This is a genomic window from Bradyrhizobium sp. CCBAU 65884 (genome assembly GCF_028128835.1).
Lineage (GTDB): Bacteria > Pseudomonadota > Alphaproteobacteria > Rhizobiales > Xanthobacteraceae > Bradyrhizobium > Bradyrhizobium ottawaense.
The window spans coordinates 113309-136267 of the sequence record NZ_LBJU01000112.1 but is presented as its reverse complement, the minus strand read 5'-3'; the positions used below and the strand labels follow the sequence as shown (position 1 = coordinate 136267).

Sequence of the window (22959 nt, the reverse complement as noted above, 5' to 3'; positions counted from 1 at the left end):
GACGAACACCGGGATCGGCACGAACACCGGCTGCGGCAGCACGAACAGGCCGACCACGGGCAGCGGCGGCGGCAGCACGACGAAATCCGGCGGCGGCGGCGGCAGATAGTAGACCGGCGGTGGCGGTGGCGGCGCGAAGCCGAAATCGGGATCGCTGAAATACAGCACGGGACGGTCGACATAGACCACCTCCTCCGGCGGCGGGGGCGGCACGTCGTAGTCGATCATCGCAAAGCTCGGCGGCGGCTCGGCCGGCGCGGTGAGGATCGCGAGGCGCCGGCGCGCGTCCGCCGCATGCGGCCCGCGCGGATAGCGGCGCAGATACGACCAATAGGCTTCCGGGGTATCGTTCCGGTAGGTGCGCCGCCAGGTGATCGCTTCGCGGCGCGCCGCGACGATCGCCATCACGCGCTTCGCCAGGGGATCGCCGGGATAGGCGGCGAGAAACTCCTCATAGGCCGGCAGCGTGTCGCGCTCGAGCGCGGCGGCATAGGCATCCCGCACGCCGAGGTCGCGGATCGGCTTGCTCCGGATCGCGGCGACCTGGTCGGGCGCGGCCTCCGGGGGCGGCGCGTCGGGCCCGCGCTCGAAGAACGAGAATGGCGCCGAGATCTTCTGCTCGTTCCAGGGCACCTGCGCGCCCTTGGAGGCCTCATTGACGCGCAGGCGAACGCGGTCGAACACCTCAGGCAGCGGCAGGCCGCCGGTCCGGATCATCTCGGCCAGCGACTGAGCGTAGATGCCGTAAGGCCCCGCCTCCTCCGGCGCGACCGTGCCGGGCGCGGCGTTGAACGCGATCAGCATGTTCGGCTCGGGCTCGACCAGCGCCAGACCGCTCGCGATCGGCTGGCCGCCCTCGATGAAGGGCTGCGCGCGGGCCGCGTCGAGCACGACGATGTTGGCCTTGAGCGGGATCGAGGCGAGCTGGCGCACATAATCACTGATCCGCAACGCCTCGGTCGGAACGTCGGTGTCGCGGGTGATGTTGGAATCGACCGGGATGAAATAGTTCTCGCCGGCCAGCTGCACGCCGTAGCCGGAAAGATAGATCATCGCGACGGTGCCCGGCCCCGAGGCCTGGGCCTTCTGGATGAAGTCGCGAAAGCTCTTGCGCAGCGTATCGCCGTCGAGATCGCGCGCACCGACGACGTCGAAGCCGGCTGCCTGCAGCGTCTGCGCGATCAGGCCGGCGTCGTTCGCGGTCGTTGCCAGCGGCGACTTGGCATAGGCGCCGTTGCCGACCACGAGTGCGATGCGCTTCTCCTGCTGCTGTGCGTTTGCTGCTCCCGGCGCGCCGGCGGCAAGGGCCACGATCGGCAGGAGAAGGCAAATGACGACTCGAAACGTCCCACGCATGGCTTGCTTGCCCGCTACTGTAGTTGAGGTGCCACCACGCATGAGGCGCGCAGCCGGCTGAACGGCGGTTGAACGAAAAGCTCGGATTGAGGCAGTGGCGTGGCCACGCGGCTGCTGGCGTCAGCTTCAGGTCAGCTGCAAATCAGCTCACGCCAGCCTCAAGGCCGCGAGCCTAGAAACTTCGCAAGGCTCCTTCAAGTCCCTGCCCTGCGCGATCAGATCGACCCTTGCGCGGATCCCACAGACGGCTGTATGGCGGCCGGCCTCTTGCCCGACGGAGGCCGACCGCCTGGCTCCGGTGTTCCCGAAGCTGGGCTTTAGCCCTGCGCGATCAACTCGACGGCCCCTGTGCGCAACCGATAGATACCGCCGACCACCTTGAGCTTGCCCTGTTCGACCGCTGCGTTGAGAAGCGGGGCGGCGGATTTCAGCTTGGCAACATTGTCGATGACGTTCTGGCGAATGGCGTTGTCGAGCGCGTTACCGCTCTGCCCGGCCGCCGTCTTCACCGAAGGTGCGATCGCGGAGACCAGCGTGGGGATGTGTCCCGGCAGCGGCTTGTCGTCCTTCAGCGACTTGATGGTCGCATCGACCGCGCCGCAATTGTCATGGCCGAGCACCAGGATGAGGGGCGTGCCCAGCACGGCGACGGTATATTCCATGCTCGCGACGGTCTCGTCGCCGGCAAAGTTTCCGGCGACACGGCACACGAACAGATCGCCGCGTCCGCTGTCGAAGGCATATTCGGGCGCGATGCGCGAATCGGCGCAGCTCAAAACGGCCGCGTAGGGATTCTGACCGCCGACCAGCGCTTCGCGCTCATGCGTGAAGTCGTGGCGGCGCGACACACCCGACACGTAGCGCGCATTGCCCTCCATCAGCTTCTTGAGCGCCGCATCGGGCGACAGCACGTTCTGAGGTTTGGGCGGCGCCTTCGCCTCCTTGGCCGACGCGGTCCCGCCAAACGCTGCCACTCCGAGCGCCGAAGCGGCAAAGAGCATCATGGAGCGCCGCGAAGGAGCGGTCGATTGAAGCAGATTTTCAGAGCATTTGTCGCACATGGTTGTTGTTCTTCCTGGCTTCCCGCCCAACGCGATTCTCGTGACAACAACTGATAGCTGCGCGCGAGCGACTTCGAAACCGGGCGCGGGCCAAATAGTTAAGCTTTGGTTTGCGGCGGGGCCCGCAATGTCAGAGCTGTTGCACGTCTACCACGCCCGCGACCGCCTTGATCGCGCCGGCGATCTGCGGCGAGACCTTGAAGCGGCCGGGCAGCTTCATCTCCACCTCGGTCTCGAGGTCGAGCATCATTACCAGCGAGACCTCACCGTCGCCATTCGAGCGCGGTGCGATGCCCGGACTGCCGACTTTCGGCGCGGCGCCGTTCGAGGCGGCCATGTCGGGCCCGGCCAAACGCTTGGCGATCGATTCCAGCGGCTTGGTATCGCGCAGGAAGATGCGCAGGCCCTTCTGCGTCTTGGCGGCGGCATCATCCAGCGGCTCGGCATGCAGCACGCGGGCGCGGACGTCCTCGCCCTGAAGCTCGGCGCCGAGTTGCAGCAGCACGGCAGCGCCCGGCTCCAGCACGTCGCGATATTGCGCGAGGCCTTCGGAGAACAGCACCGCCTCGAAGTGGCCCGTGGGATCGGAGAGCCCCATGATGCCCATCTTGTTGCCGGTCTTGGTGCGCCGCTCCATGCGCGAGACCACGGTGGCTGCGACCTTGCCGGCGGTGGCACCGGTCTTCACCGCGCGCGAAAACTCGGCCCAAGACTGCACCCGCAGCCGCTTCAGCACGGTGGCGTAATCGTCGAGCGGATGGCCCGACAGGAAGAAGCCGACGGCGTCGTATTCGCGGCGGAGCTTTTCGGCCGGCAGCCACGGCTCGATCTGCGGCAGCATGATGGTCGGCGCATCCGCCGACATGCCGAACATGTCGTTCTGACCGATGGTCTCGGCCTGATGCGCGCGCTGGCAGGCGGCGAGGATCGAGTCCGCGCCGGCGAAGACGCGGGCGCGGTTCGGCTCCAGCGTGTCGAAGGCCCCGGCGGCGGCAAGACTTTCGATGATACGCTTGTTGATCGCGCGCGGATTGACCCGCGCGGCGAAGTCGGCGAGCGAGGTGAACAGTCCGCGCTTGGCCCGTTCCTCGATGATCTGCTCGATCGCCTGGATGCCGACGCCCTTCAACGCTGCGAGCGCGTAGTAGATGACCTTGTCGCCGACCTCAAAGGTCGCGCCGGAACGGTTGATGTTCGGCGGCTCGACCTTGATACCGAGGCGCTGCGCCTCGGCGCGGAATTCGGAGAGCTTGTCGGTGTTGTTCAGATCGAGCGTCATCGACGCCGCGATGAACTCCACCGGATAATGCGCCTTCATGTAGGCGGTGTGATAGGACACCAGCGCATAGGCCGCCGCGTGGCTCTTGTTGAAGCCGTAGTCGGCGAACTTGGCCAGCAGCTCGAAGATGGTCTCGGCCTGCGCCTTCGGCACGCCGTTCTTCACCGCGCCGGCGACGAAGATGTCGCGCTGCTTGTCCATCTCGGCGCGGATCTTCTTGCCCATGGCGCGGCGCAAGAGGTCGGCGTCGCCGAGCGAATAGCCCGACATCACCTGCGCGATCTGCATCACCTGTTCCTGGTAGATGATGACGCCGAACGTCTCTTTCAGGATCGGCTCCAGCACGGGATGCAGATATTCCGGCTCCTCGTCGCCGTGCTTGCGCGCGCAATAGGTCGGGATGTTCGCCATCGGACCCGGGCGATACAGCGCCACCAGCGCGATGATGTCCTCGAAACGGTCGGGGCGCATGTCGACCAGCGCGCGCCGCATGCCCTGGCTTTCAACCTGGAACACGCCGACCACCTCGCCGCGCGCCAGCATCTGGTAGCTCTCGGCATCGTCGATCGGCAGCGTGGCGAGATCGACGTGGATGTCGCGCGGCTTGAGCAGCTTGCAGGCGACATCAAGCACGGTCAGCGTCTTCAGGCCGAGGAAGTCGAACTTGACGAGGCCCGCGGGCTCGACCCATTTCATGTTGAACTGGGTCACCGGCATGTCGGATTTGGGATCGCGGTAGAGCGGCACGAGCTCGCTCAGGGGGCGATCACCGATCACGATGCCGGCGGCGTGGGTCGAGGCGTGGCGGGTCAGGCCTTCCAGGCGCTGGGCGATGTCGAAGGCGCGTGCCACCACCGGATCTTCATCACGGAACGCCTGGAGCTTCGGCTCGCTCTCGATCGCGGCCGCGAGCGTGACGGGCGCGGCGGGATTCTGCGGCACCAGCTTGGTCAGCTTGTCGACCTGGCCATAGGGCATCTGCAGCACGCGGCCGACGTCGCGCAGCACGCCGCGCGCCTGCAGCGTTCCGAAGGTGATGATCTGCGCCACCTGATCGCGGCCGTAGCGCTGCTGCACGTAACTGATCACCTCGCCGCGGCGGTCCTGGCAGAAGTCGATGTCGAAGTCCGGCATCGAGACGCGTTCGGGATTGAGGAAGCGCTCGAACAGCAGGCCGAACTTGATCGGATCGAGATCGGTGATGGTGAGCGCCCACGCCACCAGCGAGCCTGCGCCGGAGCCGCGGCCCGGTCCGACCGGAATGCCCTGGCCCTTCGCCCATTTGATGAAGTCGGACACGATCAGGAAGTAGCCCGCGTATTTCATGCGCATGATGACGTCGAGCTCGAACGCCAGGCGCTTGCTGTAATCCTCGTCCGTCATGCCCTGCGACAGGCCGTGGACCCGAAGGCGATTGACGAGCCCCTCCTCCGCCTGGCGCTTCAGTTCCGCCGCCTCGACCGCGGCGGCGTCCGAGCTCTGCGCGGCACCGACGGTGAAGAACGGCAGGATCGGCTTGCGCGTCATCGGGCGGAACGAGCAGCGCTCGGCGATCTCCACCGTCGAGGCCAGCGCCTCCGGAATGTCGGCGAACAGCACCGCCATCTCGGCGCGCGTCTTGAAGCGATGATCCGGCGTGAGCTGCTCGCGCTCGGTCTCGGCGATCAGCCGCCCGCCGGCGATGCACAGCAGCGCGTCATGCGCTTCGTAATCGTCGGTCGCGGCGAAATACGGCTCGTTGGTCGCAACCAGCGGCAGTCCCTTGGCGTAGGCGAGGTCGATCAGGCCGCTTTCGACGCGCCGCTCCTTCTCGGTGTTGTGGCGCTGCAATTCGATGTAGAGGCGGTCGCCGAACAGGCCGGCCAGACGCTCGCAGCGCAAGGCGGCGAGCTCGGCATGACCGCCGGCCAGCGCCAGCGAGATCGGCCCGTCAGGTCCGCCCGTCAGCGCGATCAGCCCCTCGGTCTCGCCCTCGAACCAGTCGAATTTGACGAACGGAGCATGGCTATCCGGCGATTCGAGGAAGGCGCGCGAGTTGAGCCGCATCAGGCTGCGATAGCCGCGCTCCTGCGCGGCCAGCAACACCACGCGCGACGGCCCCATCGCGTTGCGCGCATTCGGATCCTGGTCGCCGAAATCGATCGCCAGCTCGCAGCCGACGATCGGCTGGATGCCGGAGCCCGCCATCTTGTCGGAAAACTCCAGCGCACCGAACAGATTGTCGGTGTCGGTCAGCGCCAGCGCCGGCTGATGGTCCTTCTTGGCAAGCTCGGCGAGCTTGGCGATCTTGATCGAGCCCTTGAGCAGCGAATAGGCCGAGTGAACGTGAAGGTGGACAAATCCGGCGCTCGGCATGGTCGCGTGACGGCCTCTTGCAGATGGAATGGAGCGGTCGCCGGCTCCTCAAGGCATCATGCACTCGCCGTTTGCCTTCGTTTGCCGACTCGCCTCGCAATGGTGAGGTGTCGCAGCTTCAGAGTCTACGCCGGAGCGGCCAATTGGCCGCGTCGTCCTGCTTTTCCCCAAGGGGGCACCGGTAAAGGGGAGCTGCGGTTTACAAAACCGCTGCCCCTAGAGCTGCGGTATGACCTGCGCCCAGATCGCGATCATCCCGACGAACAGCGTGATCGACGCCAGTGCGGCGGCCTCTTCCACGAAAACCCTGAACATGGCTTGCTCCCTTGTTGGAACGTATGAAGAACATTGTTCTCATTTCGTTCTCAAGAGTCAAGCATGGCGGACGACCTCCAGGAGCAATGGTTAACTCGCTGAATTCACGCAATAAAAAAGCCCCGGCCAAGGCCGGGGCTTTCGAGGACCGCTCAACGAAGAACGATCAGTCTCAGTAACGGCCAATCATCGGGCCGCCGAACTTGTAGTTCAGGCGGACGAGACCCATGTCGACGTCCTGCTTGATGCGGTCGGTACCCGCGAGGCCGGCGAAGGTGACGTCCTTGTCCGACAGGAAGATGTGGTTGTACTCGACGCCAACCGACCAGTTCGGCGCAAAACCGTACTCGAGGCCGGCACCGACCGTACCACCCCACCGGGTCTGGTCGTTCGAGGACAGCAGCGCGCCCGAGACCGTGCTGGAAACGTCGTACTTGACGCCGACCACAGCCGCACCGCCCTTGACGTAGAGCAGGACGTTGTTCCAGGCGTAGCCGACCTGACCGGTGATCAGACCGAACGAGTCGATCTTCGAGCGGTTGCGAGTTGCGAACAGCGCGCTGACATTGTCGCCCGAGAAGTCGGCCCAGTTGCCCTGACCTTCCACGCCGAACACCCACTGGCCGGACTGAAAGCGATAGCCGATCTGACCACCGACCGTGCCGCCGGTCGCATCATGCGAACCTTCGCGGCCGCCGCCGACGAGATCCCAGGTCGAGTGCGACGAACCGCCGCCGCCGTTGATGCCGATGTAGAAGCCGCTCCAGTCATAGACCGCGGCGATCGCCGCCGGCGGCGCCTTGGTGTACGGCCGAGCTGCGAGGTCGGCAGCCAGCGCCGGCGCAGTCGCGCTCAGCGCGACAAGGCTCACAGCGGCAAGCAACAAATTCTTCTTCATTTGAGTCCCGTTCCAGTTTCGTCGTTAGGCCCCCTGGCCGCAGCGTGGTCATAACAGTGATCGACGGAATTGCTGTAACCTCGACGCAACAGTTCGCTCCAAAGGCCCGCGCTTCATTAATGAAGATTTATCAGCGCGTTCTGGAAACCCTTTGAAATAAGTGTTTTCTGTAGTTCCATTGTCGGCGACACGAGATAAATTGCATGCGCGCGTAACAACGTCGCGCGCACATTCGCGTGATGGAGAATTGAAGATGCGCAGACGAATTGTCCTCCCCATTGTCGCCACACTTTCGCTCGCTACCGCCACATTTGCACTCGTGTCGAGCACATCAACACCCGCACGCGCGTTCGGAACGCATCATCCATTCTGCCTCACCGGCGATGAATGGCCGGGCCTGAGCAATTGCAGGTTCGACACCTACGCGCAGTGTCAGGCAAGCGCATCGGGACGCGCGCTGACCTGCATCGCCAATCCGTATTTCGTCGGGCAGAGCGACGACCCCTACGCCTACCAGAATCGTCCGCGCGCGCAGACGCCGGGCTATTCACCAGGCTACTTCCTGCGCTGAGATGCGCCGCGTTCGCCTCGCACTGGTCGTGATCGGCCTGCTTCTCGCGGGCGGATCTGCACCCGCGCAGACCTACGATCCGAGCTATCCCGTGTGCATGCAGATCTACGGCCCCGTCGGCTATTTCGACTGCCGCTACGGCTCGCTGGAGCAGTGCCGATATCTCGCCGTCGGGCGTTCGGCGAGTTGCGTGGTGAACCCGTATTTTCCGCTGAAGAAACCAACGCGCCCTCGCCGCTCGGGCGCGCCGCCTCGCCCCGGATCCTAACCGTTCAGTTTCCGCCGGAGATAGGGCGGCGTAGGCGTGCGGCGAATGCCGTCATCGGCTCAGCTCTGCCAGGGCGTGCTGCGGATGCGCGTGCACGCATTCGGCTTGCGGAAGCTGGGATCGTGATCCTCGATGTAGTCGAAATTGACCGTCCCGAACGTCGTCTGCGGCTTCTTCAGCGCCGAGCAGGTCTGCACCTTCAGGAACTCGTTCTTGAAGTCACCGCGCGGAAACGCCGAGATCACCTGGTCGCGCTGCTCCGGCGTGTAGTCGTCATACCCAATGCCCACGACGTCCACCAGGACACCCGCGTTGGTGAGCGCGATTTCCGGCCGCATGAATTGCGGAATGCCGGGCGTGGTGTGCAGCGCGATTGCCTCCCACACCAGATCGGCTTGCGGCTCGGCGATGCCGCGCGCCCGCAGGAACTCACGCGCAGCGTCGGCTCCGTCAACCTCAAATCGCTTTGTCTGCGTGTGGTAATGGTCGACGAGGCCGAGATCGTGAAACAACGCCGCGACGTAAAGAAGTTCGGGATCGAATTTCAGCTGCTGACGCAGCCCCTTCATGGCACCGAAGACGTAGACTCGGACGGAATGGTTGAAAAGCATGTCGTCTTCGTAGCTGCGCACCAGTTCAGCCGCCTCGCGCGCCAGCTTGCTGTCGGGGATTTTGACGCTGGAAATCACGCTCATCATCTTCAAGCTCCTGCTTTGCATTTCGACTGATGCCGCGCGATCCGTCAGGCCGCCTTCTCGAGCGCGGCCTGCGGAGTATTTCGGAAGCTGATCGACATGCGATTGTACGCATTCATCAGGCTGATTGCGATCGTGAGATCGACAAGCTCGCGCTCGCTGAAGACCTTGCGGGCGGCTTGATAGGCTTCATCGGGCACGTTGGTCTCGGCGACGCGGGTGACAGTCTCGGCCCAGGCGAGGGCCGCGCGCTCGCGGTCGTCGAAGAGATCGCCGGCCTCGGCCCAAGCCTGCAGCAGCGCGAGCTTTTCGACCTTCACACCGCTCTTCAGCAGATCCCGCGTGTGCATGTCGAGGCAGTAGGCGCAGTTGTTGATCTGTGAGACGCGCAGGTAAGCGAGGGTCACCAGCGTCGCGGGAAGCCCACTCTGCATGACGTAGCCATAGACGCCGCCCAGTGCCTTCGCGCCTGCCGGTGCAATGTGGTTGTAGTTGAGACGTTCACTCATCCGCATTCTCCTTGATGATCGAGGGAGCCCCTCTTTCCTCCCTCAGATGCCCCTGCCGTGGTCTATAAAAAAGGACCAAGAACACGGGAAAATCGTGTACCAAGGATCATGACCAGATCGCTGCGGCTGAAGCTCGACCGGTCGGCGAAGACGCCGCTGGCGGAGCAAATCCACAGAGGGATCAGGGCCGCCATCGAGCGCGGCGTGCTCGCCCCGGGCGCGCGCCTGCCCTCATGGCAGGATTTGGCGGCCCAGCTTGGCGTCGCGCGCGGCACCGTGCGCTCAGCCTATGAAAAGCTCTCATCGGCCCAACTGATCATCGCGGCCCGCGCGACAGGCACGCATGTCGCCGACCGACCGTCCATTCCCGTGCGGCGGGACAAGGCGCCGGACCCCGGCTCGTTCATGGAGATGTACCAGGAGCTCACGGCGGGGCCGGCGATCTTCCAGATGGGCGTTCCTTCGCAGGAGACCTTTCCTGCGACGCTGCTCGCGCGAATGCGCGCACGGGCGGTTCGCGTCGAGATGAGCGCACCTGCGATCTACCCCGACCCGCGCGGCGAACCGGACTTGCGACGCGAGATCGCGGCCTACCTTGCGCTGGCGCGCGGGATCGAATGCGCACCGTCCCAGATCATCATCACCAGCGGCTTCAGCGGCGGCCTCGGCCTGGCGCTCCGTGTCCTCGACCTCGGGCAAAGGAAGAAAGTCTGGATGGAGGATCCCGGCTTTCCCTTCACCCGGCACGGCCTCGAACTTGCGGGCCTGTCGATCGTGCCAATCACGGTTGACGCAGATGGGATCGATGTCGATGACGGCCTGCAACAAGCGCCCGACGCCGCGCTGGTTGTCGTGACACCGGGGCAGCAGGCGCCGCTCGGATCCACGCTGTCACTGGCACGTCGATCGCGCCTGCTCGACTGGGCGAACCAAAACAACGCCTGGGTGATCGAGGATGACTATCTCAGCGAACTTCAGCTCAAGGGCCGGGCCACGCCGGCGCTCGCCTCGCTCGATCGCGCCGGCCGCGTCATTCACATTGGCTCCTTCAGCAAGACCGTAACCCCTGCCCTACGGCTCGGCTTTGTCGTTGCACCGGCCGCTCTGGCGTCGCGATTCGCCGAGACCGCAGCGTGCCTCGCGCCGGCACCCGGCCCCGCGGTGCAGCTCGCCACGGCAGACTTCATCCGCGAGGGCCATTATCTGCGGCATCTGCGGCGCACCAAGCGCGCCTACACCGCGCAAGGCGATGCATTGCTGAAGCAGCTTCGAACGCGCACCACGAACGTTGCGATTGCAGGACTGGCCGCGGTCCTGCGCTTGCCGGACGGAGCGCCTGATCTTGCCATCGCCAGGCAAGCTGCATCGTTCGGACTTGCGCCCACGCCGCTCTCGCTCTGGTATGCCTCGAAGGCTTCGGCGCGCCCGGGACTGTTGCTAGGCGTCGCGACGTCTCCACTCAAAAGGATCGAGGCGTCCTGCGACCGGCTCCTTCAGATCATCGACCGCCTGACGTGATCCGACTCCGGCGTCGGCAGCTTAACCCGCCAGCGTCACGATCAAGGGTCCGTTGCGGGTGGCGATCACGGTGTGCTCGTATTGAACGGTCGGCGCCTCGGGGCTGCTGTAAAGCGTCCATGGGTCGTCGCCATTCTCCGCCCATTCGGCACCCATGGAGAGGAACGGCTCGACGGTGAACACGAGGCCATCGTTCATGATGCGGCGTTCGGAGCGGTCGGGCCAGGTTGCAATCTCCGTCGGCTCCTCATGGAGCGACAGGCCGACGCCGTGACTGGCCAGATTCCTGACCAGGCTGTAGCCTTTCTTCCGCGCAAAGGTCCCGATCGCCTGGCCGATCCCGGCAATCGGTTTGCCGGCGCCGACCTGCTGCAGGCCGGTCCACATCGCCCGCCGGCCGTCCCGGCAAAGACGTTCGATCGCGCGGTTTACGGGGGGAACGGCGAAGGAAGCACCCGTATCGGCAAAAAAGCCATTCTTCTCGGCTGACACGTCGATGTTCACGAGGTCGCCGCGCGCGATCCGCCGTTCGCCCGGAATGCCGTGAGCGATCTCCTCGTTCACGCTGATGCAGGTCGCCCCGGGAAAATCATAGGCCAGCTCCGGGGCCGAACGCGCGCCGGCGGCCTCCAGGAGCTTTCGCCCGATCTGGTCGAGCTCGGAGGTGCTCATGCCCGGCTCAATCGCCTTGCCCATCGCCTCCAGCGTATTGGCGACGATGCGACCGATCTCTTTCAGGCGCGTCAGGTCCTTGTCATCGGAGATTGTCATGTCAGGGCTCTTGTCCGGGAGGCCCGGACATAGCCCCTGCGAGGTCGGCTTGCAAACGCAGCGTGTACGCCAGAATCGTTCGCGCGGCCTAGTCAGCGTTCCGCCAACGCGGGATCGCAAGATCTACATGAAACCCGGATTACGCGGGAGGTAACTAACCCAATCTCCGAACTGCCGATTGGACATCAGCAGCATCGGGAGCGTCAGATGCATGCCGTGGTCGGTCGCCACTTTGAGCGCCGGCTCGCTCGTACCCGGCACGAAGGCCGAGATGGTTGGAACACCGCCCCGTGCCGCGAGCGACAGCGCAGCCGCAAGGGCGGGGCCAACCAGATCCTGCCGGCGGACCGCGAGCGGACCAATGTGTCCATCCGAAACGTAGACGTACCCGACGCACTCGCGGCCGGCGTGAATGGTGAACCCGTTCGTCGTGCTGTCGCCCAGGAGATATCGGTGATGCTTCGCTCTGTAAACGCCGAGAGCGCTGATATCAATGGGCACCAGGTCCTCGAACCGGGCCGTCGCGGCGGCAAGAGGTTCAAGACGGAGCAGCGGCTCAGCCAACCGTGACGCCAGGCGGTCACGAGGCGCGCTGACCATGTAGATCGGACAGCGCGGGAATAATCCGTGACGGATGTAGAGGCCTTGAGACACGTTGTTGAAGGTGAAGGTGATCAACGCCTTGACGGATGCTCCGCCGTTGCCGCGTGAGCGAATGACTTCCCGAGCAATTGATTGCCAATGCCGTCGCTCTGGCGATCAGGCGCCACGAACAACTGCGCCAAGAACCAAAGCTCGCCACACACCCAACTCCACGCGAAGCCGACAATGTCTCCGTCGACATCGGCAACCCATAGACCTTCGGGATCATCCGCAAGCGAGAAGGCCTGAAAATGGTGCGGGCGAGAGGATGCCATCTTGCCGAACCCCCGCCGTTCCGTGAGTTCGTTGATGCTGGCGACCACGATCTCGTCGGCTCTCGCCAAATCGTCGCTACAAGCGGGCCGGCACACGACAGCCATTCTCGAATCCTCCCGAAGAGATCAACACGGCCCATGGAAGCGACGAAATCCTCAGCCGGCAATCAGGCCAGGGGCCGGATGTTCTGGTTCATGCGGAAGAAGTTGGTCGGGTCGTATTTCGCCTTGATCCGCTGCAGTCGCCGGTAGTTCGGTCCATAGGCGGCCGCGACGGGATCGCCCGTCTCGTCATCATCGAGATAATTGACATAGCGGCCGGAGGCGAAGAAGGGCCGCATCCTTTCGTAGGTGTCGCGCGCCCAGGACATGCAGCGGCTGGTATCGCTGGCCTGCATCCACTGCGCGAGAATCAGGAAATTATAGCCCTCCTGCCGATGCGGAAATGCCGTATCCACGGCATCGACGCGGGCCGCCGCGCCGTGGACGTGTTCGACCAGAAACTGCCCCATGGGAGTCGGGCAGCGCGCGAAGCATTCGATCATGGTCGCAATCGCGCCATCACTGAGCTCCGCGAGGAAGTTCGATTTCCAATAGTTGAAGGCGCCTTTCGGATAGTTGGCGTCGAGCATGCGGTTGAGGTCGCAATAGGGAATCGGCCCGACTGCATCCAGGATCGGAGTCCCGAACTGTTTCAGCGGCCGCACCGCTCGTTCGGCATCCGCCAGCGATCCGCAGTGACTGGTGACCAGGACCGCGACCTCCGTGCCGGAGCCGTCTGGCGCATGCGTCAGGGATGCGAACAGCATGTGCTCGTCCGCGAGCGACCGCGTGCTGGTCCGGAAGAATTCGAGCACCTCGCGGGAGCGTTCGATGGGATGGACGATCGGGCCGCCGGTGATGATCGGTCCGATTGTATGAAGATCGTATTCGAGACTGGTGGCGATCCCGAAGTTTCCGCCGCCGCCGCGGAGAGCCCAGAACAGATCGGGCTCCTCTTGCCTGCTGGCGCGCAAAACCCTGCCATCGGCGGTGACGAGTTCGACGGCCCGCAGATTGTCCAGTGCCAGACCGTACTTGCCCATCAGCCAGCCCAGTCCTCCGCCGAGGGTCAGGCCGGCAATCCCGGTGGTCGAGACCACGCCGCCGGTGACCGCAAGTCCGTGAAGTTGCGTTTCGCGATTGAGCTCCCCCCAGGTGGCCCCGCCCTGGGCCCAGACGGTCTTGCCGACCGGATCGACCCGGACGCCCTTCATGGGCGAGAGGTCGATCATGATCCCGCCGTCGATGGTTGCGCGTCCTGCTACATTGTGGCCACCGCCGCGAACGGCGACCTCGAGGCCGAGCCTGGTCGCAAGAGCGACGGCGTCGACGACGTCGGCCACGCTGCGGCACCTGGCGATCAATGCCGGCCGCTTGTCGACCAGCCCGTTATGGACCTTTCGCGCCTCCTCATAGCCCTCGTCCGCCGGTTTGAGCAGTTGTCCTCCGAAGGAGGCGACAAGATCGGCGGCAGCGCTGGCGACAGATGTGATGGACGACATGACCCGATCTCCTCAGCTTGACCCGCCATATCCTTGGCCGCGCACGATCTCCGCGCAAATCCGAAGAATTCAGGTGACGATGAATTGATTTCACCTAGACTGGCCGGCATGCACAAGCTCCCGCCCCTGATCGAGCTTCGCGCTTTTGAAGCCGCCGCCCGCCATCTGAGCTTCAAGAAGGCTGCGGCAGAACTCGGCGTGACGCCAACGGCGATCAGCCACCAGATCGGGTTGCTCGAGCAATATTGCGGTCGCGCTCTGTTCCGCCGCAGACCACGGCCACTCTCGCTGACCGAGGCCGGAGCGCGGCTCTTCCCCGCCATACGCGGCGGGCTCGAGGCGTTTGCCGCGGCCATTGCGAGCGTCAAGCAGGAAGGTGCCCAACAGCCTCTCCGGGTGACGACGACCAACGCATTCGCCAGCCGCTGGCTCGTGCCCCGCCTGCCCCTGTGGCGCAAGTTGCATCCCGACGTGCCGCTGGAGGTCATCGGCACTGACACCGTGCTCGACCTGCAGGCCGGAGACGGCGACGTCGCCATTCGCTACGCGACCAGCCGAGTACGGCCGACAGACGGCATCGTCGAAGATCTCTTCACCGATACATTCTGGGCCGTCTGCAGTCCGCGCCTGCTTGCAACGGGGCGCTTGATGCGACCGGTCGACCTCGCAAATCACGTCCTGATCCACTCTTATTGGTCGCCGGCCGATCGTGAGCCGCCCACCTGGCAGCGATGGCTCGCCGCGGCTCAGCGCAGATGGCGTGACGTCCCCCCGTTCAAGGACATGCAGCACCTGAGTTTCCGCGAGGAATTGCACGCCATCGAGGCGGTGATCGCAGGACAAGGAATAGGAGTGTTCAGTGATGTGCTCACGGCACACGACCTCGCCGCCGGAACGCTCGTGAAGGCGTTCAAGCTGAGCTTGCCTGGCTACGGCTTCCATGTGGTCAGTAAGGCAGGCCATCCGCGCGCAAGAACCATCCGAGCCTTTTCGGAGTGGCTGCGATCAGACCCTTGATCCGTTTCTTGGTGTCGAACATCGGCCAAGTCATGATGTTGAGACCGATGCGTGTTTCGGATCTCGTGCGGCCCTCGCCATTCGAGGAATCCGGGGCCACCGTGCCGCATGCAGGCCGACGGTTTCGCCAGTCGGCTGCAAACGAGAGCATCAGGGCTTGAATGGATACCCGTCGGCTGGACCGGCTGGATTTGCCGGACCGAATAGACGATCAAATTTCGTCCAGCAAGGCACGGACTTTCGCGGCCAGATCTTCGATCGCAAAGGGTTTGGACAGCAGATGCTTGCCGGCATCGAGCATGCCGTTGTGAACAATTGCGTTGCGCGTGTAGCCGGTGGTGAACAGCACCTTCAAAGCCGGGTATCGTTTCGACAGTTCGCCCGCAAGTTCAGCGCCGGTCATGTCGGGCATGACGACGTCGGTAAACAGCAGATCCGGGACGAGACCGTTTTCGATCATCCTGATCGCCTCCTTGGCGCTCGCGGCCTCGATGACCGTATAACCAAGCTCCCGCAGGCTTTCGGATGAGATGCTGCGGACCCGCTCGTCGTCCTCGACGACGAGAATGGTCTCACTTTGAAGGCTTGCGCCGGGATGCGTCACTCCTTGCGATGGGGTCGATACTCCCTCGTCGCCGGCGAAGCGTGGAAGATAGATCTTCACCGTCGTGCCAACGTCGACTTCCGAGTAGACTTTGACGTGGCCGCCCGACTGCCGCACGAAGCCGTAGACCTGACTGAGGCCGAGGCCGGTGCCCTTACCCACGACCTTGGTCGTGAAAAACGGGTCGAACACCTTTCCCAGCACGTCGGGCGGAATTCCGGTGCCGTTATCCGTCACGGCAATGAGAACATATTGTCCGGGCGACAGGGCATATTCACGGGCAAATTTCCGATCGATCGAGGCGTTGCTGGTTTCTATCGTCAGCCGCCCGCCCTTCGGCATGGCATCGCGCGCATTGACCGCAAGATTGATCACGGCGCTTTCCAGCTGGGCCGGATCTGCCTTGACGCGCCAAAGACTGGCCGCCAGGACTGCCTCGAGGCGGATAAGTTCTCCGAGCGAGCGTTCGAGCAGTTCGCTCATCCCCCCGATCATCTTGTTGATGTCCACGACTTCAGGCGCCAGAGGCTGCTGGCGCGAGAACGCCAGCAGCCTCTGCGTCAAAGTGGCAGCGCGATTTGCGCCGTCGATTGCCCCCTCGATGAAGCGGTCAATGTTGACCTCTCCCTTGCCGAGCCGTCGTTTGGCGAGATTCAAGCTGCCGAGGATCACGGCCAGCATGTTGTTGAAGTCGTGGGCGATCCCTCCGGTCAGTTGACCCACGGCCTCCATCTTCTGGGATTGGCGCAACTGCTCTTCGGCCTTCATGCGTTCGGCAATCTCGTCGGCGACACGTTGCTCCAGTTCGGCATTGAGCGCCTCGAGCCGGGTCAGGAGCCGAGCGTTGTCGATAGCCGTGGCGGCGTGGCCGGCAATCCCGAGCAAGGCGGCTTCGTGCTCTGCCTGGAATTTACCCGTCTCTGCATGGCCGAAGAAGAGTCCGCCGAGGACTTCGCTCGTGCGCGAGATGACGGGGACCGCGAGGTAGGATCGGACTGGAAGATGTCCCTCCGGCATGCCTTTACGCGGCGCGTTCCTGCCATAGCGCGGGTCCTGCAGGATGTCGTCAGACCTCACCACGCCCGTACCCTTGAACGTGGGCTCGAACACCGCGGTGTTGCGCGGCATAGGAAACTTCTCGAAGGCGGATCGCGGCGCTCCGGACAGCGAATACAGCATGTAGCTGCCGCCGTCCGGCGCCAGAACGTTGTAGAAGAAGGCTCCGAACTGGGCGCCCGTCAGCTCCACGCCGGCATCTGTGACGATCTGCACGATCTTCTCGAGGTCGCGTTCGCGGGCGACCGACGCCCCCGTATCATTCAGTATTCGAAGCTGGCGTTCGGTCTTCTTTTGCGCGGAAATATCCAGAACCGTCCCGATGAACCGGACAGCCTGCCTATTGGAAAAGATCGCCTGCCCCGTCGCCGCGATCCAGCGTTCGACACCATCCTCGATGCCGATGGTTCGGAATTCAATGTTGTAGCTTTTCGGGCAATCCGGCGTCAGGGCTGCGGAGACGGCCTCGTGGGCCCGCTGCCTGTCGTCTGGATGGAGACCCTTCAGGAACGCCCCTTCGTAGCTCACTTCGGCGTCCGGCGACAAACCGAACACCTCCTTGCAGCGGTTGTCCCATCTAAGAACGTCGTTCACCGGATTATAGTCCCAGATGCCTATACCTGCCGCCCTGTTCGCAAGACTCAGGCGTTCGGCAGCTTCTCGCGCCGCCTGTTCCGAACGAACCCGCTCGATGTGGGCCCACGATCTCTCGGTGACCTCCGTGAGCAACGCAAGCTCGCGCGCCGTCCACCGATGCGGGCCGCGGTGATGAATGGCCATCAAGGCCGTGAGCTGCCCTTCCTTGACCAAGGGCATGCAGATCGTCGAACCTATTCCTATGTTCTGAAAGGTGGCCGCCTCCTCCGGCGCGATCTCCTTCAGATTGTCATTGATGACGAGAGGCCTGCCAGCACTGAGCTCTCGCACCGCCTTCTCACCGAAGTCGGCCAGGCTGTAGTGGCCAAGGATATGCATCGCACCAGGAGCCGCCCAATCCCCGCGGATGGTGAAGCCGTCTTGATCGGGATCCACGTCGGCATAAGCGCAGTTCGAGACGCCGAGGTGCTCTCCGACCATTCTCGTCGTCACTGCCATCACGCCGTCGGCATCGCGGGTCCTGGCCGTCTCCTTGTTGAGGGCGTCAAGGAAGAGCAGACGGATCTCGTTCTCCCGCACCGCCGCCTCGGCGCGTCGACGTTCGACGGCGGTTCGCGTGCGCTCGGCGACATCGTGGATGAGCTCGAGCTCCTCGGAGCTCCAGACCCGCGGGGTTGCGTTGTTGAGGTAGAGCAGCGCGACGACTCCGTCGGGCTCGGAGATCGGCATGTTGACAAGCGCGCGAGCGGATATCGCTTCGAGCGCGCGGGCGCGGTCGCCAACGCGAGGATCCTTCTCCGCATCGGCACAGATGACCGTCTCGCCGCGCTTCAAATCTTCGATGTAGTTGCCATAGTCGCGGAAGTGCAGCACCCCCGCCAGGCTCAAAATGCCCGGCGCGTTCCAGTCACGGGCGATGGTAATGGTCTCGGCCGATGTGTCGACCGTGCCGTAGCCTGCCCGGCTGACCTTGAGGCTGCGGCCGAGCAGCTCTGCCGCTGCATAAGCGAGATCGTCGGGGTTGGCGATCTCTCGGATGTAATCGCCAAGTGCAGCCAGGACGGCATTGCGATCGGTCGAGTTCTCCCCGGCCGTCGATGTCATCTGACCTCCCCTGACACTTGGCTCGTCACCGAATAGCGTTTCTTGCGGCATCCGCTTCAGGCCGACGACGATGCCAGCGGGAGAGTGGCACCCGCGCGTTCTGATAACTTCATGAAGGCATCAAGGTTCCGGCCCGGCCTGTGCCATGCGCGGGCTCGAGCAAATCACGACGTCAGTGCTTAGTAAGCGCATGCTGCCGCGACCTCGACCGCCTCGCCGCAACAGCGTGAGCGCCTGGGCCGATGGACACGCTGCCGGCGTCAAAGTCGAGTGTCCCGGCGCGCAGCCATCTGCACGTGTCGGCAAAAATAAACGCGACTGCCCGCGCCACCGCAAGTTGTGGACGCACCCTTGGTCGTATAGCGTCAGCATCAGGATGCACCTCGTGGTCTCACAATTCATGCTCGTCCGTGCCCTGCTTCTGCTGGCCTTGCTGTCGCTTCCCGGCGCATTGCGTGCCGAAGGGACCCCGGCCGAGAAACCCGGCTTTGCCTCCAGGCTGACGATCTATCTTGCCAAAGGCGCGCCCGACGCGTGCGGGCCGGGCTGCGACCGCTGGATCGCGATCGAGGGCCAGATCGATCAAGACGCAGCGTCCCGCATTCGCCGCTTCCTCGCCGGCGTCAAGGACCTGCAGCGCCCGATCTACCTCCATTCGCCCGGTGGAAACGTTGAGCAGTCCTATGTGATCGCCCGGCTGCTGCGCAGCCGCAAGGCGATCGCCCGGGTTGGCCGGACGATCGCGACGGCGTGCGCCGCGGGCACGCAGGTCGACGCCGCATGCCAGAAGATCAAGAACGGGAACGGCGAGGTCGAGGCCGAACTCAGCACCTATCATGCGATGTGCAACTCGGCCTGCGGTTACCTGTTTCTCGGAGCGACCTCTCGCGAGGTTGCGCCCGATGCCGCGCTGGCGGTCCATAACTCCAGGCTCATCCTCCGATTTCAAGGCAATCCGCCTCCGGAAGTGGTCGCCGAAGCGCGGCGGCGCCGGATCGCCGGTGCCGACCGCGACCGCGCCGCGTTCATTGCGGCGATGGGAATCAGCCGCGAGCTCGATGCACTGATCAGCACCGTGAAATTCGAAAACCTGCACGTGCTGACGCGGCCCGAACTCTACCGGTTCGGGATCGACACGCGACCGCTGGCCGAGACGATGTGGCGGCTGGAAAAGGGAGCGCGACCGTTCATCAGCAAGATCGCCGCGGTGAAGAAGGAGAACGATGCCTCGTTCCGGACCATGGAATGGCGCCTGTATTGCGAAAACAAGAAGCGCGTGCCGCTGATGTTCGCGGGTGAGATCGACGCATCGGCCGCCGGCAAGAAAACGATCCTGATCGCGGCCAGCGCCGACATGAGCAAGCAAGCGGGAGGGCCTCCGGTGCGGTTCGGGAAGTACGAGGTCTGGAACGGCGCCGTCGACCCGGACATGGTCAAGGCGGTGCTGGCCTCGCACTCCCTGCAGGTCCGGGAAACCACGCCGGAACCGGAGGGACGGGCTGACGTCACAAGCTTCAACATCGACACGACCGGCTTGGCGTCGGTGTGGACGCAGCTCGGGACGTCGTGCACTTCAGTGGCGACGGGCCCGGCAAAACCCTGGCCGGCGAATTCTCTGCAGCCGACACCCTGGACGGACAGTCCATGGAAAGCAGGTGGTACCCTGCCGAACGTCAGCGCAACGCCTGCGGCCACGCCCGCGCCGTAGCGCGCAGGCTTGCAACAGTCTTCAAGAGCTGAAGCCTGCCCCCTCCCTCAGCCCTCGACCGGCGTGTAGATCACGAGCTTCAGCGCGGGATCGTCGTTGGCCTGGAAGCTGGTGTGCTCGAACCGGAGCACGCCCCTGGTCGGATGGTTCATGGTCTTGAGGCCCGAGGCGGTGTTGCGGATGTCGTGGGCTTCCCACCATTTGACGAACTCCGGACTGCCCTGGCGCAGCCGCGTCAGCAGCTCCGTGAAAGCGGGATCGCCGGCCCAGACGTCGTGATTGGCGCGGAACATCGCGACCATGCTCCTGGCGACGTCGGTCCAGCTCGCGCCGTAGAATTTTCGCGTCTGCTTGTTGGTCATCACCAGCAGCAGCGTGTTGCGATCCTGCTCGGGCAACTGACCGAAGGCAAAGACCTCCTCGGCCGCCGCGTTCCAGGCCAGCACATCCCAGCGGCGCCCCGTGATATAGGCCGGCTGGTGCAGGCTCTCGATCATCCGCCGAATGGGCGGCGGCACGGTCTCGCGCGTGAACGCCCCCCTGGCGCCGTCGCGCGCCAGCGCCTTCAAATGCGCGTGCTCGGTCTTGCTGAGGCGGAGTGCGCGGGCCAGCGCATCGACGGTGGTCACCGACGGGCTGACGGTGCGGCCCTGTTCGAGGCGGATGTACCAGTCGACGCCGATGCCGGCGAGCTGCGCGACCTCCTCGCGGCGTAGCCCCGCGGTGCGCCGGCGCCGGCCGACCGGAAGACCAACCGTCTTCGGCGACAGCTTTTCGCGGCGAGACCTCAGGAAGTCGCCGAATTCAACGCGGCGCGGATCGGCCATGATGTCGCTCCCAGATGGAGGGTCTTTGGAATACTAGGATAATACCAGGCCTTCTTGGCCCCTCCAAGGCGGCGCATATGGGATTCACCGCGACTTTGAGGTGAACATCCATGAAAGCTGCCGTACTCAAATCCCTTGGATCGCCGCTGGTGATCGAGGACGTTCCGAAGCCGACCCTCGGTACCGGCGAAGTCGTTGTCGACATCGTCGCCACGCGCGTCCTGTCGTACATGAACGAGGTTTTTGACGGGACACGCAACTACGCGCTCGATCTGCCTGTTATCCCCGGTCCCGGCGGCATCGGCCGGGTGCGCGCGGTCGGCCCGGATGCCACCAAGCTCAGCGTGGGCGACTGGGTGTTCTGCGACCCGACCGTGCGCTCGCGCGACGACACCGTTGCGCCCGATATCGCTCTGCAAGGGCTCACCGCTGCCGGGCCCGGCGGCATGCGGCTGCAACAGCATTTTCGCCACGGCTCCTTTGCCGAACAAATGAGGGTGCCGACCGAGAACGTGAAGCGGCTCGGTGCGATCACGCCCGAGGACGCGACGCAATGGTGCGCGCTGGGCACGCTGCTAGTGCCTTACGGCGGCTTCCTCGCTGCGAACCTTAGAGCGGGCGAGACCGTGCTGGTGAGCGGGGCTACCGGCAATTTCGGCAGCGCCGCCGTCTCGGTTGCGTTGGCGATGGGCGCAGCCAGCGTCATCGCGCCCGGCCGCAACGAGAAAATCCTCGCCGACCTCGTCCGACGCTTCGGCAGCCGCGTGCAACCGGTCAAGCTTACTGGCAATGAAGATCACGACCGCGAGGCGATGAAGCGCGCAGCGCCCGGCCCGATCGATTGCGCGTTCGACATCATGCCGCCCTCCGTGAGCACCGACGTCGTGCGTGCAGCGATCATGACGATGCGCCCCTATGGGCGCGTCGTACTGATGGGCGGCGTCGGCATGGCCGGCGGCGCGGGCCTCGAGCTGCCCTACCCCTGGATCATGCGCAACTGCATCAGCATCCACGGCGTCTGGATGTACCCGCCGGATGCCGCGAGCCGTCTGATCGCGCTGGTGCGTGCGGGTCTGCTCAGGCTGGAGGAATACGAGACGACGGCCTTCGACCTCGACCATGCCAACGAGGCGGTGGCACACGCCGCCGCCAATGGCGGGCCGTTCAAAATGACGGTGATCCGGCCTTGAAAAATTCAGACGACGGCGTGCCCGTCGTCACCGATTTTTTCGTCAGTCGGCCCAAGCACTTGGCTACTGTGCATGGGGTTGTTTTCGCGATTTTCTACTCGAGCTCGACCACCTGGCCGTTCGACAGCGACACCCGCCGGTCCATGCGGCCGGCGAGCTCCATATTGTGGGTCGCGATCAGCATCGAAACCTTGGTCGCCTTGACCAGCTGCATCAGCGCCTGGAACACGTGATCGGCCGTGTGCGGATCGAGGTTGCCGGTCGGCTCGTCCGCGAACAGCACCCGCGGCGCGTTGGCCACCGCGCGCGCGATCGCGACGCGCTGCTGCTCGCCGCCGGACAGCTCGGCCGGGCGATGGGTGATGCGGTCGCCGAGACCGAGATAGCCGAGGATCTCCTTGGCGCGCTTGACGCTCTCGGACTTCTTCAGGCCGCGGATCATCTGCGGCATCATCACGTTCTCCAGCGCCGAGAACTCCGGCAATAGCCGGTGCGACTGGTAGACGAAGCCGATATCGGTGCGGCGCAGCTGGGTGCGCTCGATGTCGGGCAGCTGCGAGGTCGGCGCGCCCGAGACATAGACCTCGCCGGAATCGGGCGCTTCCAACAGCCCCGCGATGTGGAGCAGCGTCGATTTGCCCGAGCCCGACGGCGCGACCAGCGCGACAGACTGCCCGGCCCACAGCGCGAGCTTGGCGCCGTCCAGGATCGTCAGCGGCACCTCGCCCTGCAAGTACTGCCGCTTTATCTCGTGGAGATAAATGACAGGTACGTCTTCCGCCCCCTGCTGCTGCTCCAT

The 22959-nt window shown here is 64.4% G+C and carries 19 protein-coding genes; 6 read left to right on the top strand and 13 right to left on the bottom strand.

What is annotated here, in order from left to right; all coding sequences use genetic code 11:
• From XI03_RS15800 to XI03_RS15785, 4 genes are all read right to left on the bottom strand, one after another.
• Positions 1-1356, bottom strand: a 1356-nt coding sequence (locus tag XI03_RS15800) for a caspase family protein (protein WP_271592606.1), incomplete at its 3' end; no start/stop codon positions are given.
• Positions 1357-1673: 317 nt separating this feature from the next.
• The gene (locus XI03_RS15795) at positions 1674-2417 is read right to left on the bottom strand and encodes a carbonic anhydrase (RefSeq protein ID WP_038948696.1); all 744 of its coding nucleotides are present in this window, start codon (positions 2415-2417) and stop codon (positions 1674-1676) included.
• A gap of 130 nt (positions 2418-2547) precedes the next feature.
• Entirely contained in the window at positions 2548-6051 is a 3504-nt protein-coding gene (dnaE, locus tag XI03_RS15790; protein WP_271592605.1) for a DNA polymerase III subunit alpha, read from the bottom strand.
• A 487-nt stretch (positions 6052-6538) separates the two neighbouring features.
• On the bottom strand, positions 6539-7264 hold the full coding sequence (locus XI03_RS15785) for an outer membrane protein (RefSeq protein ID WP_028141508.1): 726 nt from the start codon (positions 7262-7264) through the stop codon (positions 6539-6541).
• A gap of 253 nt (positions 7265-7517) precedes the next feature.
• On the opposite strand from XI03_RS15785, the gene XI03_RS15780 reads away from it, so the two are divergent.
• Positions 7518-7835 (top strand): DUF3551 domain-containing protein, encoded by a 318-nt coding sequence (locus XI03_RS15780; RefSeq protein ID WP_028141507.1) that lies wholly within the window; start codon positions 7518-7520, stop codon positions 7833-7835.
• A 1-nt stretch (position 7836) separates the two neighbouring features.
• Positions 7837-8103 carry a DUF3551 domain-containing protein gene (locus XI03_RS15775; RefSeq protein ID WP_271592604.1) on the top strand — a complete coding sequence of 89 codons (267 nt, stop codon included), beginning with the start codon at positions 7837-7839 and terminating at the stop codon, positions 8101-8103.
• A gap of 59 nt (positions 8104-8162) precedes the next feature.
• Here the strand turns inward: XI03_RS15775 and XI03_RS15770 are convergent, their stop codons facing one another.
• Positions 8163-8801, bottom strand: coding sequence for an HD domain-containing protein (locus XI03_RS15770; RefSeq protein WP_212250891.1), 639 nt, complete (start codon positions 8799-8801; stop codon positions 8163-8165).
• 44 nt (positions 8802-8845) lie between these two features.
• On the bottom strand, positions 8846-9307 hold the full coding sequence (locus tag XI03_RS15765) for a carboxymuconolactone decarboxylase family protein (RefSeq protein ID WP_028141504.1): 462 nt from the start codon (positions 9305-9307) through the stop codon (positions 8846-8848).
• A gap of 108 nt (positions 9308-9415) precedes the next feature.
• Here XI03_RS15765 and pdxR point away from each other — a divergent pair, with 108 nt between their 5' ends.
• Positions 9416-10825: a MocR-like pyridoxine biosynthesis transcription factor PdxR gene (gene pdxR / locus XI03_RS15760; RefSeq protein WP_038971454.1), complete on the top strand. Its 1410-nt coding sequence runs from the start codon at positions 9416-9418 to the stop codon at positions 10823-10825.
• Between the two features lie 21 nt (positions 10826-10846).
• Here pdxR and map read toward each other — a convergent pair whose 3' ends face one another.
• The 4 genes from map to XI03_RS15740 form a co-directional block, all read right to left on the bottom strand.
• On the bottom strand, positions 10847-11596 hold the full coding sequence (map, locus tag XI03_RS15755; protein WP_271592603.1) for a type I methionyl aminopeptidase: 750 nt from the start codon (positions 11594-11596) through the stop codon (positions 10847-10849).
• Positions 11597-11719: 123 nt separating this feature from the next.
• The gene (locus XI03_RS15750; RefSeq protein ID WP_271592602.1) at positions 11720-12274 is read right to left on the bottom strand and encodes a hypothetical protein; all 555 of its coding nucleotides are present in this window, start codon (positions 12272-12274) and stop codon (positions 11720-11722) included.
• The gene (locus tag XI03_RS15745) at positions 12271-12618 is read right to left on the bottom strand and encodes a GNAT family N-acetyltransferase (RefSeq protein ID WP_271592601.1); all 348 of its coding nucleotides are present in this window, start codon (positions 12616-12618) and stop codon (positions 12271-12273) included. Before XI03_RS15745 ends, XI03_RS15750 begins: the two co-directional genes overlap by 4 nt.
• 62 nt (positions 12619-12680) lie before the next feature.
• Positions 12681-14057 (bottom strand): FAD-binding oxidoreductase, encoded by a 1377-nt coding sequence (locus XI03_RS15740; protein ID WP_271592600.1) that lies wholly within the window; start codon positions 14055-14057, stop codon positions 12681-12683.
• 108 nt (positions 14058-14165) lie between these two features.
• Here XI03_RS15740 and XI03_RS15735 point away from each other — a divergent pair, with 108 nt between their 5' ends.
• On the top strand, positions 14166-15074 hold the full coding sequence (locus XI03_RS15735; RefSeq protein WP_271592599.1) for a LysR substrate-binding domain-containing protein: 909 nt from the start codon (positions 14166-14168) through the stop codon (positions 15072-15074).
• Between the two features lie 211 nt (positions 15075-15285).
• On the opposite strand, the gene XI03_RS15730 is transcribed toward XI03_RS15735, so the two are convergent.
• A complete protein-coding gene (locus XI03_RS15730; RefSeq protein WP_271592598.1) occupies positions 15286-18435 on the bottom strand; it encodes a GAF domain-containing protein in 3150 nt (1049 codons plus the stop codon).
• Positions 18436-18835: 400 nt separating this feature from the next.
• Between XI03_RS15730 and XI03_RS15725 the strand changes: the two genes are divergently transcribed.
• Positions 18836-20143 carry a hypothetical protein gene (locus XI03_RS15725; protein WP_271592611.1) on the top strand — a complete coding sequence of 436 codons (1308 nt, stop codon included), beginning with the start codon at positions 18836-18838 and terminating at the stop codon, positions 20141-20143.
• A gap of 47 nt (positions 20144-20190) precedes the next feature.
• Here the strand turns inward: XI03_RS15725 and XI03_RS15720 are convergent, their stop codons facing one another.
• Complete coding sequence (locus XI03_RS15720; protein ID WP_271592597.1) at positions 20191-20970, bottom strand: helix-turn-helix transcriptional regulator; 780 nt, start codon at positions 20968-20970, stop codon at positions 20191-20193.
• Positions 20971-21080: 110 nt separating this feature from the next.
• On the opposite strand from XI03_RS15720, the gene XI03_RS15715 reads away from it, so the two are divergent.
• Positions 21081-22160 carry a zinc-binding alcohol dehydrogenase family protein gene (locus tag XI03_RS15715; RefSeq protein ID WP_271592596.1) on the top strand — a complete coding sequence of 360 codons (1080 nt, stop codon included), beginning with the start codon at positions 21081-21083 and terminating at the stop codon, positions 22158-22160.
• A gap of 94 nt (positions 22161-22254) precedes the next feature.
• On the opposite strand, the gene XI03_RS15710 is transcribed toward XI03_RS15715, so the two are convergent.
• On the bottom strand, positions 22255-22959 hold the full coding sequence (locus XI03_RS15710; protein WP_018320184.1) for an ABC transporter ATP-binding protein: 705 nt from the start codon (positions 22957-22959) through the stop codon (positions 22255-22257).